Origin of the sequence: Arthrobacter sp. NPDC080031 (genome assembly GCF_040702485.1) — a bacterium.
Lineage (GTDB): Bacteria > Actinomycetota > Actinomycetes > Actinomycetales > Micrococcaceae > Arthrobacter.
Window position 1 is genome coordinate 74,606 of sequence record NZ_JBFBLA010000018.1, and the last position, 17,197, is coordinate 91,802.

Consider the following 17,197-nt stretch of genomic DNA (forward strand, 5'->3'; position numbering starts at 1 on the left):
CGCACCGCAACACTGGTGGAAAGGCAAATTACCCCTGATTTCAGGGGAAATACAAAGTGACCGGCCCCTGGAGCAGGGGCCGGTCACTCAGAATGCTATTCCCACTCGATGGTTCCCGGCGGCTTGCTGGTGACATCAAGTACCACGCGGTTGACCCCGTCAACCTCGTTGGTGATCCTGTTGGAGATCCGGGCGAGGAGGTCATACGGGAGCCTCGACCAGTCGGCCGTCATGGCGTCCTCGGAGGAAACGGGACGCAGCACGATCGGGTGTCCGTAGGTGCGCCCGTCGCCCTGCACGCCAACGCTGCGGACGTCGGCCAGCAATACCACAGGCATCTGCCAGACGTCGTTGTCGAGTCCGGCTGCAGTGAGTTCGGCCCGCGCGATGGCGTCTGCCTTGCGAAGCAGGTCGAGTCGTTCCCTGTTCACTTCCCCGACAATGCGGATACCCAGGCCGGGTCCGGGGAACGGCTGGCGACCGACGATTTCCTGCGGCAAACCGAGCTGTGCGCCCACGGCACGAACCTCGTCCTTGAACAAGGCGCGGAGCGGTTCAACGAGTTCGAACTGCAGGTCCTCGGGCAGTCCGCCCACGTTGTGGTGGCTCTTGATGTTCGCGGCACCTTCGCCGCCGCCGGATTCGACGACGTCCGGGTACAGGGTGCCCTGCACGAGGAACTTGATGCTCTCGCCTTCGGAGGCAGCTTCGGCGATGATGGCCCGTTCTGCTTCCTCAAACGCACGGATGAACTCGCGGCCGATGATCTTACGCTTGGTCTCGGGATCGCTGACCCCGGCCAGGGCGGAGAGGAATCGCTCCTGCTCGTTGGCGACATAGAGTTTGACCCCGGTTGCCGCAACGAAGTCACGCTCGACCTGTTCGGCTTCGCCTTCGCGCAGCAAGCCGTGGTCCACGAATACACAGGTCAGTTGATCGCCCACGGCGCGCTGCACGAGGGCTGCGGCGACGGCCGAGTCGACGCCGCCGGAGAGGCCGCAGATGACCTTGGCGTCACCGATCTGCCGGCGGATCCGGTCCACCTGCTCTTCGAGGATGTTGCCGGTGGTCCAGTTCGGCTTCAGGCCGGCTCCGTTGAAAAGGAAGTTCTCCAGAACCTGCTGGCCGTGGACAGAGTGCTTTACTTCCGGGTGCCACTGCACGCCGTAGAGATGCTTCTCTTCGTTCGCGAAAGCAGCCACAGGTGCGCCTGCGGTGGTCGCGAGGACCTCGAAGCCTTCAGGAGCCTCATGAACGGAGTCTCCATGGCTCATCCAGGTGTTCTGGGAGTCCGGGACGCCCGCAAGGATGGAGCGCGGTCCGCCAACGGTGGTGGCCTCGGTTGCGCCATACTCCCGCAAACCGGTCTGCGCGACCTTCCCGCCGAGCGCGTTCGCCATCGCCTGGAAGCCGTAGCAAATACCGAAGACCGGGACGCCGGCCTCGAAAAGGTCCGCGCCAACCTTGGGGGCACCCGCGGCATAAACGCTTGACGGTCCGCCGGAGAGGATGATCGCTGCCGGGTTCTTGGCCAGAAGCTGCTCGGTGGTGAACGTGTGCGGAACAATTTCCGAGTACACATTCGCTTCACGGACGCGGCGGGCAATCAGCTGCGCGTACTGGGCACCGTAGTCAACAACCAGCACCGGCTTCTGGGAAGTCTGAGCTTCAGAACTGAAGGGTGCGGTGGGAGTAGTCACCGTAACAGCCTACTTTGCCGGGATGCCCCGGTGCACCTTGAAGCCGGTCGTGAAGCCCGGAAATCAGCCCGGAAACTGTCCGACGTTAGCGATCTCACAATGCGCGCCGGGGCACGCCCGTCAGTAGCGCTTGGAAGCCTGCGGATTCGCGGCGAGTTCCATCTCTACTTCCGAGTGGAACTTCTTCTCCACGATGAAGGACATGAGAGGGACAACGCCGCCCAAGGCGAGCAGGATGAGCTTCGTGAACGGCCAGCGCATGAGCGACCACAACCGGAAGTCCGAGATGAGGTACAGCACATACATCCAGCCATGGACGATCAGGACGCCCACGGAGACGTTGACGCCGCCCAGGACCGCCTTGGACTCAGCGTCGGCGAATCCAAATCCGAACGGCTGACCAGTGATTGCATTGGTTCCGCCGGCGAAGAGATACACGCCGAACACATAGCGCGCGACGAGCTCGGCGCACAGGAGCAGCAGCATGGTGCCGGTGAGGTAGGCCATGACTTTATAGAACTTCAGGGCCGACCGGATCTGGGCCGTTGTTCCGCCGAAGCGGCGTTTCTTGGCCGCGCTTGGCTTTGCGGCAGATTCTCCGGACTGTTCGGGCTGGATGGCCGGTTTGGGCTCAATCATGGCTTTACCTGTTCTGGCTTGGTAATTGCTGGCAAATCGTCTGACGGGAATTCGTCCTCGGGCTCTTCCTCGTCGTCTTCGAGGGTGCGCCGGTAGTCATCGGCCACCATGCGCCACCAGATGTAGAGGGCGAATCCTGCAAAGACCACCCATTCCACGGAGTAGAAAAGGTTGAGCCAGTTGATCTGTTGGTTGGGGGGCTGGGCCGGGATATTCAAGGGCTTCAGCTGCGGTGGAAGTGCGAGTGTCTTGCCCGCCGATACTTCCGAGGTTGCGGCGATGAAGCCGGGATAGCTGGAGACTTCCCATGTGTTGATGAGTTCCGCGACGGAAACCGCAGACGCGCGGCCCGCTCCGGCGTCGACGTTTGGCACTGGTGCCTCGGACGGCAGGAGCCGTCCGGTCAGCTCAATGGTGCCCGACGGCGGCGGCCCGGCTTGGGCAGGATCGGCGACCCAGCCGCGGGCCACGGGGATCCAGGTCTTCGCGGAGGCGCCGACACCGTGCAGGACGGGGGCGCCGTCGACAGCAAACGCGGTCACTACCCAGTACCCTCTTTGCCCGGCGAGCAACCGGCCCTCCACCAGGACCTGCTTGGCGGGGTCGTAACTGCCCTTGGCGCTGACCATTTGGTCTGATGCCGAACCCGGAAAGAACGTTCCAGGCTGAAGTTGCCCGGTAAGCGGCTTGACTTGCTCCACCGCGGGGTCCTCAACCGGGACGTCGCTCTGGGTGGATCTGCCGAACTGCCACTGGCTGAGCAGCACAAAGACCCCGGAGAGCAGGAGCGCGAAGACAAGTCCTGCGATCCAGCGGGGCTTCAGAGCGGTTTTCAACACCCCTTAACCGTACTTCGTCAAGCTGTAGAACAGCTAAACGAAAGGCCTGCCCCCTAGTGGTCGAAGAACACCAGGCTGGAATTGATCAGTTCCGCGATGACTTCGGGATCGTGGGCGCGCCGCAGGGATTCCCTGAACGATTCCTTGGACAGCGAGCGGGCCAAGGTCGCGAGGACTTCCAAGTGGTCCGAGAATGAACTGGCGGGGGTGGCAATGAGCAGGACCAAGGTTGCCGGTCCGTCGCTGGCCCCGAAGTCCAAGGCGTGTCCGAACTTCGTGACACCAACAGCGATGGAAACCCGGGAGACAAACTCGCTGCGGGCATGCGGAAGGCCAATGCCGCCCGGCAACCCGGTGGCAAGTTGGTGCTCACGGGAGTTGACGACTTCGAGGAAGCCCTCAAGGTCCGTGATGCGCCCGGCAGCGTAGAGTCGTTCGGCGAGCTGGCCCGCGGCATCTGTTTTGTCGACCGCTTCCATCTCGAGGATGACGGTCTCCGGCGTCGTCAGTTCGGCATCATACGGGTCCAGTGGTTCCGCCAAGTCGTTTTCCCTCCAGTGTGCCCAGCCAACCCGGGCCGCTTAGCGGAGGGGGACGATATCATCGACACCCATGCGCGCAGCATCGGCCGATTCGTCGTCGGGCTGCTGTTGGCTGAGCCGTTCAGCTTCCACCCGGGCCAGGTAGTGCTTGATTTCGCTTTCCCGCTGCGCGTCGCTCCAGCCAAGAATTTCTCCCATCAGCTTAGCGACAACAGGGACCGCGGAAACACCTCTGTCCCACGACTCGATCGAGATACGCGTGCGCCGGGTCAGGACATCATGGACATGCCGTGCACCCTCATGGGTCGCGGCATACACGACCTCTGCTGAAAGATAGTCGTCTGCCCCCGGCAGCGGCTCGGCCATGGCCGGGTTGTCCTTGATGATGGCCAGCACTTCCGGGGTCATGGAGCCATAGCGGTTGAGCAAATGTTCCACCCTTGCGACGTGGATCCCGGCCTCATCAGCGGTTCTTGCCCGCCGGTTCCATGCGGCTTTGAACCCCTCGGCGCCTAGGAGCGGGATGGTATCGGTGCAGCTCGCGGGTACCCGCTCGTCCATGGCCCGGGTCGCTTCGTCCACGGCGTCCTTCGCCATGACCCGGTACGTGGTGAACTTTCCGCCCGCAACCACCACCAGGCCCGGAACGGGGTGCGCCACCACGTGTTCGCGCGAAAGTTTGGCGGTGGAGTCGCTCTCCCCCGCCAGCAGCGGACGGAGGCCCGCGTACACCCCCTCAACATCCTCACGGGTCAAGGGCCGCTTCAAGACCCGGTTGACGTGTTCAAGAACATAGTCGATGTCCTTCGAGGACGCGGCAGGATGCGCCTTGTCGAGCTTCCAGTCGGTGTCCGTCGTGCCGATGATCCAGTGCCGCCCCCAAGGGATGACGAACAGCACGGACTTTTCGGTCCTCAGGATCAATCCGACCGTGGACTGGAAGCGGTCGCGCGGGACCACAAGGTGTATGCCTTTGGAAGCTCGGACCTTGAGCTGGCCGCGATCCGTCACCATGGCCTGGGTCTCGTCCGTCCAGACTCCCGTGGCATTGACTACTTGCTTGGCGCGGACTTCGATGATGCTGCCGTCTTCCTGGTTTTCCACCTTCGCGCCCACCACGCGTTCGCCCTCGCGGACGAACGACACCACGCGCATCCTGTTCACGGCGTGCGCCCCGTAGTGTGCCGCAGTGCGGACGACGTTGACCACCAGCCTGGCGTCGTCGACCTGTGCATCGTAGTAGCGGATGGAGCCGACGAAGGCATCGCTCTTGAGGCTCGGCGCTGCCCTAAGTGTTCCGCGCCGGAAGAGGTGTTTGTGCATCGGCACACCGCGGCTGTGGCCGGACGTGAGGCCAAGCGTGTCATAGAGGAAGATCCCGGCACCAACGTAGGGCCGCTCCCAAAAACGCCGGGTCAGCGGGTACAGGAACGGGACCGGCCGGACAAGGTGGGGTGCGACCTGTTGGATCAGCAATCCGCGTTCCTGGAGAGCCTCCTGGACCAGCGCGAAGTCCAGCATTTCCAGGTACCGCAACCCCCCGTGAATCAGCTTCGAGGACCTGGACGAGGTTCCCGAAGCCCAGTCCCGGGCCTCGACGATGCCCACCGACAAGCCGCGGGTCACCGCGTCCAAAGCCGCGCCGGCCCCGACCACGCCTCCCCCGACAATCAGGATGTCGAGTTCCTTGCCAGGCTCAGTGGTGCCTTTGAGAACGTCTATGGATCTGGCCCGGGCCTGCGGACTCAATGCACCTGTTGATGCATCATCCCTTTGCGAACCATCTGCAACACTGCTCATTGGACGCCTCCCATCGCACAAAGCCCGTAGTTCCCCACACTACTTCTTGTCCAGCGGCTTGGGCAGGGTTTTCGCGGGCCGGCTAACGCGGACCGAGTGGAGGCTACCGGCCCGAGTAAGGCGAGACGACGACGTCGACCCGCTGGAACTCCTTCAGGTCCGAGTAGCCGGTGGTGGCCATGGAACGGCGAAGCGCACCGATCAGGTTGGACGTGCCGTTGGTGTGGTGGCCTGGCCCGAAGAGCACTTCCTCAAGGGGACCGACAGTGCCGACGTTGACCCTGTCGCCGCGGGGCAGCTCAAGGTGGTGGGCTTCCTGGCCCCAGTGCCAGCCCTTGCCCGGGGCTTCTTCCGCACGGGCCAAAGCGCTGCCGAGCATGACTGCGTCGGCGCCCATGGCGATGGCTTTGACGATGTCACCCGAAGAACCCATGCCGCCGTCGGCGATCACGTGCACGTACCGTCCACCGGACTCATCCATGTAGTCGCGGCGGGCAGCAGCGACATCGGAAATGGCGGAAGCCATGGGCGAATGGATGCCGAGCGCACGGCGCGTGGTGGTCGTTGCGCCGCCGCCGAATCCCACCAGGACGCCGGCCGCTCCGGTACGCATGAGGTGCAGGGCCGGGGTGTAGCCGGCGGCCCCGCCGACGATCACCGGTACGTCGAGTTCGTAGATGAACTGCTTGAGGTTCAGCGGTTCATGATTCTTTGAGACGTGTTCGGCCGAGACGGTGGTGCCCCGAATGACAAAAATGTCGACGCCGGCGGCCACCACGGTCTTGTAGTGCTCCTGCGTACGCTGCGGCGTCAACGAGCCGGCCACGGTCACGCCGGAAGCACGGATTTCCGCAAGCCTGGTGGTGATCAGTTCGGGCTGGATGGGGGCCTTGTAGAGCTCCTGCATGCGCCGCGTGACCGTCGGGCTGGCCGTTTCATCCGCAAGGGCAGAGATCTCGTCCAGCACGGACTGGGGGTCCTCGTACCGCGTCCACAAGCCCTCGAGGTCCAGAACGCCCAGACCGCCCAGCCGGCCAAGTGCGATGGCCGATTCAGGCGACATCGCGGAGTCCATGGGTGCGGCGATCACCGGCATCTCAAACTTGTAGGCGTCAATCTGCCATGAGACGGAAACGTCCTTGGGGTCGCGCGTCCGGCGGTTGGGGACGATCGCGATGTCATCCAGGGAGTAGGCACGACGCCCACGCTTGCCACGGCCAATCTCAATCTCGTAAGTCACTGCTCTAGGTTATCCCAGTGCGGCGTGATGTACCGGCAGGGTGACGTACAGCATGACGACAGGCGATACGTCCTAAAACAGGCGAGCCCGCCACCTCCATGGGGGAGGTGGCGGCCTCACATGTTGCTGCCTGGGACGGGAGCACCGCCTAGCGGGAACCGTAGTTCGGAGCCTCGACGGTCATCTGGATGTCATGCGGGTGTGACTCCTTCAGCCCGGCCGCAGTGATGCGCACAAACTTGCCGCGTGCCTTGAGCTCGGCGATGGTCGGAGCACCCGTGTAGAACATGGTCTGGCGGAGGCCGCCGACCAGCTGGTATGCCACCGAGGAGAGCGGGCCGCGGTAGGCGACGCGGCCTTCGATGCCCTCCGGGATGAGCTTGTCGTCGCCGGAAACGTCCGCCTGGAAATAGCGGTCCTTCGAGTAGGACGTGTTCTTGCCACGGGACTGCATCGCACCCAGGGAACCCATGCCGCGGTAGCTCTTGAACTGCTTGCCGTTCACGAAGATCAGCTCACCCGGCGACTCGTCACAACCGGCCAGCAAGGAGCCGAGCATGACCGTGTCCGCACCGGCCACGAGGGCCTTGCCGATATCGCCCGAGTACTGCAGGCCGCCGTCGGCGATCAGCGGGACACCGGCAGGGATGGCAGCCTTCGAGGACTCGTAGATGGCCGTGATCTGGGGGACGCCTACACCGGCAACAACGCGGGTGGTGCAAATGGAGCCCGGGCCTACGCCCACCTTGATGCCGTCGGCACCGGCGTCGATCAGTGCCTGGGCGCCTTCACGGGTGGCGGCCTGGCCGCCGATGATGTCAACGTGCGCGGCGACGGGATCGGACTTCAGGCGCGTGATCATGTCCAGGACGCCCTGAGAGTGGCCGTTGGCGGTGTCCACGAACAGTGCGTCGACGCCTGCGTCGATCAGGGTCATGGCCCGCTCCCAGCCATCGCCGAAGAAACCGATGGCGGCGCCGACGCGGAGACGGCCTTCCTCGTCCTTCGTCGCGAGGGGGTACTGCTCGGCTTTGGTGAAGTCCTTGGTGGTGATGAGGCCCTTGAGGCGTCCCTGCTCGTCGACGAGGGGCAGCTTCTCGATCTTGTTCGTGGCCAGCTTGTGAGAGGCCTCTTCGCGGCTGATGCCGACGTGGCCCGTGATGAGCGGCATCTTGGTCATGACGTCGCTGACAAGCCGCAGGGGGAAGTCGGACTCCGGCACGAAGCGGGTGTCGCGGTTGGTGACAATACCCAGCAGGCGGCCGTCCGTGTCGATGACAGGCAGGCCGGAAACCCGGTAACGCGAACACAGTTCGTCCAGTTCCTGAAGGGTGGCTTCCGGGTGGATGGTGAGGGGGTTGGTGATCATCCCGGACTCGGAGCGCTTGACGCGGTCAACGTGGTCAGCCTGGTCTTCGATGGACAAGTTGCGGTGGATGACGCCAAGGCCGCCCTGGCGGGCCATGGCGATGGCCATGCGGGACTCGGTGACGGTGTCCATGGCGGCGGACAACAACGGCGTCTGGACCGAAATCCGCTTCGAGATCCGGGAGGAAGTATCAGCCTCTGACGGAATGACGTTGGTGTGGCCGGGCAGCAGCAGGACGTCGTCGTAGGTCAGGCCAACAAAGCCAAAGGGATCGTGTTCGGGCTGGGTCATGAGTGCGCCTCTTACCTTGGTTCTTGGGGGTTGCTCTGGTAGGGGTTGCAGCTGATGACCAGCCCGTCATTACGGGACTGGCCTGTGCAGAAAGGTTCTGAATAAATAGTAGAACCTCGCCGCCGATCCCCATATTCCGCGAGGGCAATGTGAGCAACAGCACCCGGCGGCCGCCGTCGAGCCGTTCGACAGGCTTTAGCTCCACCCGGTCGCGGCCATGAACGCCTTCTCGAAGTATGGGGTCAGGGTCTTCATGTATGTGGCGGTCACGTGGTTGTCGTCCTTGTAGACCATCACGTTGCCGATCACTGCCGGACAATTCGCGTCGGGGCAGAAATACTTCGAGAGGTCCAGGAATTTCGTGTCGGGCATTTCCGCGGCCACCGCCCCCGTCGGGGAATCTTCGGAGTAGATTTCGGCACGCTGGGAACCGCACGCAACATATGCGCCGGGGTTCTTCTCCAGGCAGGCCGGAACCGGTTGCGCTGTGCGTGGAGTGTCCCGGAAGGCAACAACTTCGATTCCGGCGTCGTTAAGCGTCTTTACCTCCGTGACCCAGGAAGGATCGAGCCGCTCCGGGATGTTGCTCTGCGCATTGGTGCGTGTACTCGTCGTCACCACAACATCCGGCTTCATCTTCAGGACCTCCGCGAGCGTGGCCTTGTTGAAGTCAACGCACGCCTGCGTGATGTCTGCCGCGGTGTCCTCGCCAAGCGGACAATATCCCTTGGTGATGGACGTCAGGCTCCAATTGTTCTTTGCGGCCATCGAAAGCAGCGGCGTGTTCAGCACATGGGCGTGCGAACTGCCCATGACCACCACGCTTTTCGTCCCGTTCTTGATCCCGTTGGTGCAGCGGTTGACGAATTCCTGCGGGTCCGCCGTCCCTTTACAGGGGGTCGGGAAAACCGGCCAGTCACCATCAACTGCGGTCATGCTTGGAACCAAAGGCACCCCCGGATCGGGGGTGTACACGAGGTCTCCGCCCACGGCTGCCGCTCCCGGGTTGCGGGCATCCATGTTTGCAACCAGCGCACGGTTTGTCTGCTCGATCTGCAAGGGCCAACCCGTCAACGGAAGAATAGCCACGGTCCCCACCGCAACCAGCGAAATCACGCTTCTGCGTCGGTTGGCCTCGGGCCACCTCCACTCCCGCAACGGCTTCTCGATGAATCTGGTGGTCAGAACAGCCAGGAGGAAAGCACCGGCAATGATCACTGTGCCGGACAACCAGCCGGCGTGGGTCTTGCCGGACCAAGCCAAATAGATGACCAACATGGGCCAGTGCCAAAGGTAGAGGGCGTACGAATTGTTCCCCATCCGCACCAGTGGCTTGGAACTGAGGATGCGGTCGATTCCGAATCGGCTTTGGGTCTGGCCCGCTGCAAGCAAACAGGCGGCGGCCAGCGTGGGCCACAAAGCCAACCACCCGGGGAAGACGCCCTCGACGTCCAGAATGAGCCCGCAGCTAAGCATCGCCAGGATGCCGAGCCAGCCAAGGACGATCCTGGTTAACCTGGGTATTTTCAGCGAAGGCAGGAAGAGGGCCAGAAGAGTTCCAAGGGCAAATTCCCAAAGCCTGGCCGCGGTCGAGAAGTACGCCGCCGCTTGGTCCGTAGCGGTGTAAAGGACCGAGTACGCCAGTGAAACCAGGAAGATTAGCCCGAAGATGTAACAGAGGAGTGGAACGTACGCGAGCCTGAACCTTCTGGCCACCCAGCCCGCTCCCACAAAGATGATTGGCCAGACGATGAAGACCTGTCCTTGGATGGACAGCGACCAGAAATGCTGTAAGGGACTTGCCAGGCTGTGATCCGCGGCGTAGTAGTTGACGGCCTGCGACTGAAGCAGGAAGTTCTCGACGTAGAAAAGTGAAGCCCAACCCTGCTTGATGGTATCGACCCAGCGGGTGGCTGGCATGAAGAGGTAGGTGGCGGCCAGCGTTCCAACGATCACCGTGACGGCTGCGGGCAAGAGCCGCCGGAAGTGATGGAGATAGTGCATGATCAGTTCCGTTTGCCGGCCGCCGGCATGCCGCCTCGTGAACTGCAAGGTCATAAGGAACGCCGAAACCAGGAGGAAGACATCCACCCCGCCGGAGACCCGGCCAAACCAGATGTGGTAGGTGACAACCATGAGGACGGCAACAGATCGAAGCCCCTGGATTTCAGGACGGAACGTCGATTTAGGCGCCGAATTCTGTATCTCGCCGCTAGTTCGCCGCAGCGCAATCGGGCGCGTGGTTGTCAAAGTCTTGCCTCCAGGGTGCTACTCAAACCGTCTACCCTACTGATTCGAAAAGTTCATCGTCAATTGAGACCGCGTTCAACCAACTTCCTACGATCCATTAGGACACAAGCGGCTGGGAGCTTCCGGAGCGTTTTCCGGGTCAATCCTCCATGCCGTACAGCCGGCATCCGGTGGTCATCCGGCCCCAGCGCACATGCAGGAGGCCCGGCCCCCAAAAGGGGACCGGGCCTCCTGCATCGATCAACCAGTATTAGTGGCTGTGGCCTGCGTGCTCGTCTTCCTCGGCCGGCTTCTCGACAACCAGGGTCTCGGTGGTGAGAACCAAGGCTGCGATGGACGCGGCGTTCTGGAGCGCGGAGCGGGTGACCTTGACGGGGTCGATCACGCCTGCGGCGATCAGGTCCTCGTACGCTCCGGACTTCGCGTTGAAGCCGTGGTTGTCTTCCAGCTCGGCAACCTTGGCAACCACGACGTAGCCGTCGAAGCCGGCGTTCTGGGCGATCCAGCGAAGGGGCTGGGTCAAGGCGCGGCGGACGATGCCGACGGCGGCAGCCGCGTCGCCTTCCAGTGCCTTGACGGCAGCGTCCTCGTCCAGAGCCTTGAGGGCGTGGATGAGGGCGGATCCACCGCCGGAGACGATGCCTTCTTCAAGGGCAGCACGCGTGGAGGACACTGCGTCCTCGATACGGTGCTTCTTTTCCTTGAGCTCGACCTCGGTGGCTGCGCCGACCTTGATGACGCCGATGCCGCCTGCCAGCTTTGCAAGCCTTTCCTGCAGCTTTTCCCGGTCCCAGTCGGAGTCCGTGCGGGTCAGCTCGGCACGGATCTGGGCGACGCGTGCTGCGACATCCTCAGGAGTGCCGGCGCCGTCAACGATGGTGGTGTTGTCCTTCGTGACAGTGATCCGGCGGGCGCTGCCGAGGACCTCGAGGCCAACCTGGTCCAGGGACAGGCCGAGCTCCGGGGAGACAACCTGTGCGCCGGTCAGGGTGGCAATGTCCTGCAGCATGGCCTTGCGGCGGTCGCCGAAGCCCGGAGCCTTGACGGCAACGACGTTCAGGGTGCCACGGATACGGTTCACGATCAGCGTGGACAGTGCCTCGCCGTCGATGTCCTCGGCAATGATGAAGAGCGGCTTGGCAGCCTGCAGGGCCTTCTCGAGGAGCGGCAGGAATTCCTGCAGCGCGGAGATCTTGCCCTGGTTGATCAGGATGAGCGCGTCTTCCAGAACGGCTTCCTGGCGTTCCGCGTCAGTGACGAAGTACGGGGACAGGTAGCCCTTGTCGAACTGCATGCCTTCGGTGAGGACCAGTTCGGTCTGCGTGGTGGAGGACTCTTCGATGGTGATGACACCATCCTTGCCGACCTTGTCGAAAGCCTCGGCGAGGAGCTCGCCAACCTCATCGCTCTGGGCGGAGATCGCGGCAACGCTGGCAACCTGGGTGCCTTCTACTTCGCGGGCGTTCTCCAGGAGGCGGGCAGCCACGGCCCGCACGGAAACCTCGATGCCGCGCTTGATTTCGCCAGGAGCGGCTCCGGCGGCAACGTTGCGCAGGCCTTCCTTGACGAGGGCCTGTGCCAGCACGGTGGCCGTGGTGGTGCCGTCGCCTGCGACATCATTGGTCTTCGTGGCGACTTCCTTGGCCAGCTGTGCACCAAGGTTCTCATACGGGTCGTCGAGTTCGACTTCGCGGGCGATCGTCACACCGTCGTTGGTGATAGTGGGAGCTCCCCACTTCTTGTCCAGAACGACGTTGCGGCCGCGCGGGCCAAGGGTGACCTTGACGGTGTTGGCGAGCTTGTCAATGCCTGCTTCGAGCGAGCGACGGGCAGCGTCGTTAAACGCAAGCTGCTTTGCCATGGTTGTGTCCTTTCAAGACGGAAAACCCGCACCGCTGATCCGACCGGAAGAAGTCCGACCCGATCTGCGATGCGGGATCCAGGGGAATTACTTAACGACGATCGCCAGAACGTCGCGGGCGGACAGAACGAGGTATTCGTTGCCGCCGGTCTTGACTTCAGTTCCGCCGTACTTGGAGTAGATGACGACGTCGCCAACGGTTACGTCGACGGGCACGCGGTTGCCGTTGTCATCAAAGCGGCCGGGGCCAACTGCAACAACTTCGCCTTCCTGCGGCTTTTCCTGTGCAGTGTCCGGGATGACCAGGCCGGAAGCCGTGGTCTGCTCTGCTTCGAGCGGGCGGACAACAATGCGATCCTCGAGAGGCTTAATGGAGACCGACACTCGGATCTCTCCTTTACGTGAGGTAGTACATGGACTATCAAACCAGGGGTGCCGTGGCGGGCTTACCGTCGTCGCGGTGCCGGTAAGTTGCCTGGCGGCATGATTAGCACCCGCCTAGGGAGAGTGCTAATCAAGACTCTATGTAAGCATTAGCACTCGGTCAAGGCGAGTGCCAGAATTCCGTCGTGGGTGAACGTCCAAAGGGGCAGCTTCCGGGTCAAGTAGCTCATTGCCCGGCGAGGTCGTCGAAGTCGACGTCCTCGCCGTCGTCGTACTCTTCTTTCGGTCCGGTTCCGCGGTTCAGGTAGAGGACTACGCCGCTGGCGAGCGCGACGACGCCGAACACCACCAGCCCGACGATCGCCCCGATGCGGGCACCGGTGTAGCTGTCACGGATGTCCCGGGCTTCATCCGTGGCATCCTGGACGCTCTTTCCGGTCATGGAGTAGGTGGCGGCGTTGAAAGAGTCGAGGAAGAAAATAATGATCAAGAGCGCGATGCAGACAATGGCAATCAAAGCACCCACGATGAGCGCAGGGCGGGCATACTTGGAAAGATTTCCGGCGAAGGGACGTTTATCGGGGGCAGAGGGAGAACCATTGGCGTCGTCAGGCTGGCGTACTGGGTTGTCTTCCATGGCATCAACCCTATCGGCCCGAGCGGTCCCGGATCCCTCCCGACCCCGTATCACCGGCGAGCACTAGGCTAGTTCCCATGGCTGACACATCCCCGGACCAGATTGCCCCCTTGCTGACAACGGAAGGTTGGGAGCTGCTGGCGTCCTTGGGACCGTACCGCGATGGCGAAGCCTTCGCCCTCAATGCGCGCCTGCGCAAGGACGGCCACTCCCCCGCGCTCGTGGCCGCCGTCCTCACCCAGTCCAGGCTCCGCACCCGGGCCGAGGCCAAGTTCGGCGAATTCGCCCGGCAAATGCTCTTCACCCAGGCCGGCCTGGAACAGGCCACCCGGCTCAATGTCGCAGCCAGGCATGCCGAACGCTTCGCCAAGGCGGGCACGCAGCACGTCGCGGACCTGGGCTGCGGGCTTGGAGCCGACTCCATGGCCATGGCCTCCATGGACATCAAGGTCACCGCCGTGGAACTCGACGAGACCACCGCAGCGTGCGCCACGATCAACCTCATGTCCTTCCCGCACGCAACGGTGGTGCATTCCGACGCCACGTCGGTGCCCCTCGACGGGGTCGACGGCGTGTGGCTCGATCCGGCGCGCCGCACGACGTCGTCGTCGGGAACCACACGGATCTGGGACCCGGAGGCGTTCTCGCCGCCGTTGTCCTTCGTTGAATCATTGGCCGCCACCGGCAGGTCCGTGGGGGTCAAGATGGGCCCGGGGATGCCACATGATTCGGTTCCGGCCGGCTGCGAGGCACAGTGGGTTTCGGTGGGAGGGGACGTCACGGAAGTAACGCTGTGGTTCAATGACGTCTCCCGCCCGGGCATCCGCCGCGCTGCCCTTGTGCTCGGGCCGCAGGGCGCGGCAGAGATCACCAGCGGCGAAGATTTCGACGGCGGCCCGGTGCCCGGCGTCGGGCCCGTGGAAGGATACCTGTACGAACCGGACGGCGCAGTGATCCGCGCGGGCCTGGTGGCCGACGTCGCGCTCCGGCTCGGCGGCCACCTGGTGGACCACCACATTGCCTATATCTGCGCTCCGGAACTGGTGGAGACCCCGTTCGCCCGCGCCTACAAAGTCCTGGAAGTCATGCCGCTGAACGTCAAGGCCCTCAAGGCCTGGGTGAAGGCCAACAGCATCGGCGTCCTCGACATCAAGAAGCGGGGCACCTCCGTTACCCCCGAAGAGCTGCGGAAACAATTGCTGCCGCCCGGAAAGGGCCCGGCAAAATCCCGCGGCAGCAAAACAGCCACCCTGGTCCTCACGAGGATCGGCGAGGAAAAGGTGGCTGTTGTGGTGGAGCCGGTAGCGGCCGCCTGAGCTGGACCCTGGACCGCGGCGCCCTATTGGGCGCGCGTGAACTCCTCGGCCGCGGCCACTTGCTCCGGTGTCGGTGTAATGCCCGTGTAGAGCACAAACTGTTCGAGTGCCTGGATGGTGGCCACTTCAGCGCCGCTGATCACGGTCTTTCCTGCCGCACGGCCGGCCTTGATGAGCGGCGTCTCTGCAGGGAGGGCGACGACGTCGAACACCACGTGCGCGGCCGCCACCGCCTCTTCGGGGAAGGACAGTGAGCCGGAGTCAGGTCCGCCGGACATGCCGATCGGGGTCACGTTGACGAGCACGTCCGCCGTCGACTCCCCTATGTCGGCCTGCCAGCCGAAGCCGTAGAGCCCGGCAAGGGACCGCCCGGACTCTTCGTTCCGGGCAACCACGGTAACGCGGGAGAAGCCGGCGTCGCGGAAGGCAGCCGCGGTTGCCTTGGCCATGCCCCCGGAACCACGGAGCAGAACCGAGGACGCCGGGTCGATCGCGTTGCGCTCGATCAACTGCGCGATCGCGGTGTAGTCCGTGTTGTACGCCGTCAGTACGCCGGCGTCGTTCACGATCGTGTTGACCGAGTCAATAGCGGCCGCCGAAGCGTCCATGCGGTCAACCAAGGCGATGACATCTTCCTTGTAGGGCATCGAGACGGCGCAGCCGCGGATGCCCAGGCCGCGAACACCGGCGATCGCATTCTGGAGGTCGGTGGGAGCGAAGGCCTTGTAGATCCAGTTCAGGCCGAGCGCTTCGTAAAGGAAGTTGTGGAAACGCGTTCCGTTGTTGCTCGGCCGGGCAGAGAGAGAAATACAGAGCGTCATGTCTTTATTGAGGATCGGCATAACGGGACTTCCTTCGCGTAGCGGGTTCTCTGCCCAGCCTAGACGGGGAGCTAGCCTTGGCGCGCCTTGAAGCGAGGATTCAGCTTGTTGATGACAAAGGTGCGGCCGCGCCGGCGGACGACTTGCGCGCCGGGGATCTTCTTGAGGGCACGCAGCGAATTCCTGACTTTCATGGGGTTCTCCTTCTCGGGTTTTGACTTGTTTGATTGCGGTTTTGTTCCACCGGAGCTGGAGCTCGGCTAAAGGGTGGATTCGAGTTCAAAGGGGTCCTCGAGTCCGGCGAAGCCGAGCCTCATCTCTGCTTCGCTCAGCGCGCATCCGTCCAGGAGTGCCCGGATTTCGGCGTCGTCGAGATCTTCCCCTCGTCCGGTCACGGCCAGCACCGTGCCCCGGTCGCCGAAGCGGGGATGCCAGTCAAGGACGGCGTCGACGTCGGGGAGGCCCTTTCCTTGTTCCAGGCCCTTACCGGCGAGGACAGGGCCGTTGCCCGCGTCCGCGAGCCACTCGCCTGTGCCCTCGAGCCAGACGCGCGGCCCGATTCCCTGCACCGCGATCCGCACCTTGGCCGCCGAGGCAATCCACAAACGGCCCCGCATCCAGTGGCATCCCTCGGCCAGCTTGGGTAGCGCCTCCTGGAACCGTCGTGGATGAAGCGGACGCTCCACTTTGTGGAGCACAGTCCGGAAACGCCCCGACTCCTCCTCGAGCGGAACCCTCACGGAACCACGACGAACCCTGGCCAGAGCCTCGGCGCCGTCGTAGCAGCCGGGCCGGAAGTCGTCGTCGCCCGCGGAAACGGCGGCGTGCGGCGCAAGCTGCCCGAGCAGTTCCAGCCCCAGGGTCCAGTCCTCGCTTGAGTCCGGACGCAAGCCCGCCAGCTCTGCCCCAAGACCGGCATGCACCATGACGGTGTCCGCATGGCCCAATTCCCCGATGAGAAACTCTCCGCTGGTGCGCTCATCCTCCGGCATGGCCGTGAAGCCGGATTCATACAGCGTGTGCTTGTCCCAGATGTGGTCTTCCAGCCCGGAGGGATCGATTGCCAACACGGCGTTGTCGATGACGGCGGGCCGTTCCAGCCCGCGCTTGAGTTCGGCCACCGCCATGTCCACGGAGACCCCGGGCGGCAGGCCCAGGACGATGTGGTCGTGGCCGGAGGACGCGAGGCGTTCCGCCGTCGGGACAACATCGAGGCGGACAGTACAGCTGAGGCAGCCGTGTTCCAAAGCGGTTTGCGCCTGCTCCACCAGTTCACCCTTGCGGAAGATCCTTCGCAGGACGATGGAGCCGTCCAGGAGGTCGTGCAGGACCACCACCGAATCGCGGTGGGTCCGCCCAAGCCTGGTGGTGGCCGCTTCGCGGCATTGACTGTCCAGTGAGCTGACAACAGTAAGATGCATGCCGGTTATCTTATATGCAAATCATTCTCATTAGCAAATGGCTTTAGTTCTCCTTTTTACCTCGCGGTCCCATCATGCGGTACCGTA

Annotated in this window: 15 protein-coding genes; 1 reads left to right on the top strand and 14 read right to left on the bottom strand. The window is 63.4% G+C overall.

Annotated elements, in window-relative coordinates:
* Window positions 1-95 precede the first annotated feature (95 nt).
* From guaA to AB0323_RS15880, 11 genes are all read right to left on the bottom strand, one after another.
* Window positions 96-1,700 carry a glutamine-hydrolyzing GMP synthase gene (gene guaA, locus AB0323_RS15830; protein WP_366178168.1) on the bottom strand — a complete coding sequence of 535 codons (1,605 nt, stop codon included), beginning with the start codon at window positions 1,698-1,700 and terminating at the stop codon, window positions 96-98.
* Window positions 1,701-1,820: 120 nt separating this feature from the next.
* On the bottom strand, window positions 1,821-2,339 hold the full coding sequence (locus AB0323_RS15835) for a DUF3817 domain-containing protein (RefSeq protein ID WP_284980769.1): 519 nt from the start codon (window positions 2,337-2,339) through the stop codon (window positions 1,821-1,823).
* Entirely contained in the window at window positions 2,336-3,178 is an 843-nt protein-coding gene (locus AB0323_RS15840) for an SURF1 family protein (RefSeq protein ID WP_366178169.1), read from the bottom strand. Before AB0323_RS15840 ends, AB0323_RS15835 begins: the two co-directional genes overlap by 4 nt.
* A gap of 53 nt (window positions 3,179-3,231) precedes the next feature.
* On the bottom strand, window positions 3,232-3,720 hold the full coding sequence (locus AB0323_RS15845; protein ID WP_366178170.1) for a PTS sugar transporter subunit IIA: 489 nt from the start codon (window positions 3,718-3,720) through the stop codon (window positions 3,232-3,234).
* A 39-nt stretch (window positions 3,721-3,759) separates the two neighbouring features.
* Window positions 3,760-5,520: a glycerol-3-phosphate dehydrogenase/oxidase gene (locus AB0323_RS15850; RefSeq protein ID WP_366178171.1), complete on the bottom strand. Its 1,761-nt coding sequence runs from the start codon at window positions 5,518-5,520 to the stop codon at window positions 3,760-3,762.
* A gap of 103 nt (window positions 5,521-5,623) precedes the next feature.
* Entirely contained in the window at window positions 5,624-6,760 is a 1,137-nt protein-coding gene (locus tag AB0323_RS15855) for a GuaB3 family IMP dehydrogenase-related protein (RefSeq protein ID WP_366178172.1), read from the bottom strand.
* 148 nt (window positions 6,761-6,908) lie between these two features.
* The gene (gene guaB / locus AB0323_RS15860; protein ID WP_366178173.1) at window positions 6,909-8,420 is read right to left on the bottom strand and encodes an IMP dehydrogenase; all 1,512 of its coding nucleotides are present in this window, start codon (window positions 8,418-8,420) and stop codon (window positions 6,909-6,911) included.
* A gap of 195 nt (window positions 8,421-8,615) precedes the next feature.
* A complete protein-coding gene (locus tag AB0323_RS15865; protein WP_366178174.1) occupies window positions 8,616-10,670 on the bottom strand; it encodes an acyltransferase family protein in 2,055 nt (684 codons plus the stop codon).
* Between the two features lie 250 nt (window positions 10,671-10,920).
* Window positions 10,921-12,531, bottom strand: a complete 1,611-nt coding sequence (groL, locus tag AB0323_RS15870; protein WP_366178175.1) for a chaperonin GroEL — start codon at window positions 12,529-12,531, stop codon at window positions 10,921-10,923.
* An 87-nt stretch (window positions 12,532-12,618) separates the two neighbouring features.
* Entirely contained in the window at window positions 12,619-12,915 is a 297-nt protein-coding gene (groES, locus tag AB0323_RS15875) for a co-chaperone GroES (protein ID WP_028265041.1), read from the bottom strand.
* A 226-nt stretch (window positions 12,916-13,141) separates the two neighbouring features.
* Window positions 13,142-13,552, bottom strand: a complete 411-nt coding sequence (locus AB0323_RS15880) for a hypothetical protein (RefSeq protein WP_364534919.1) — start codon at window positions 13,550-13,552, stop codon at window positions 13,142-13,144.
* 77 nt (window positions 13,553-13,629) lie between these two features.
* Here AB0323_RS15880 and AB0323_RS15885 point away from each other — a divergent pair, with 77 nt between their 5' ends.
* Entirely contained in the window at window positions 13,630-14,868 is a 1,239-nt protein-coding gene (locus AB0323_RS15885) for a class I SAM-dependent methyltransferase (protein WP_366178176.1), read from the top strand.
* A 23-nt stretch (window positions 14,869-14,891) separates the two neighbouring features.
* Here AB0323_RS15885 and AB0323_RS15890 read toward each other — a convergent pair whose 3' ends face one another.
* From AB0323_RS15890 to AB0323_RS15900, 3 genes are all read right to left on the bottom strand, one after another.
* The gene (locus tag AB0323_RS15890) at window positions 14,892-15,710 is read right to left on the bottom strand and encodes a shikimate 5-dehydrogenase (RefSeq protein ID WP_366178177.1); all 819 of its coding nucleotides are present in this window, start codon (window positions 15,708-15,710) and stop codon (window positions 14,892-14,894) included.
* Between the two features lie 50 nt (window positions 15,711-15,760).
* Window positions 15,761-15,883, bottom strand: a complete 123-nt coding sequence (gene ykgO, locus AB0323_RS15895) for a type B 50S ribosomal protein L36 (RefSeq protein ID WP_184740519.1) — start codon at window positions 15,881-15,883, stop codon at window positions 15,761-15,763.
* Between the two features lie 66 nt (window positions 15,884-15,949).
* Window positions 15,950-17,110: a GTP-binding protein gene (locus tag AB0323_RS15900; protein WP_366178178.1), complete on the bottom strand. Its 1,161-nt coding sequence runs from the start codon at window positions 17,108-17,110 to the stop codon at window positions 15,950-15,952.
* Window positions 17,111-17,197: the final 87 nt, after the last annotated feature.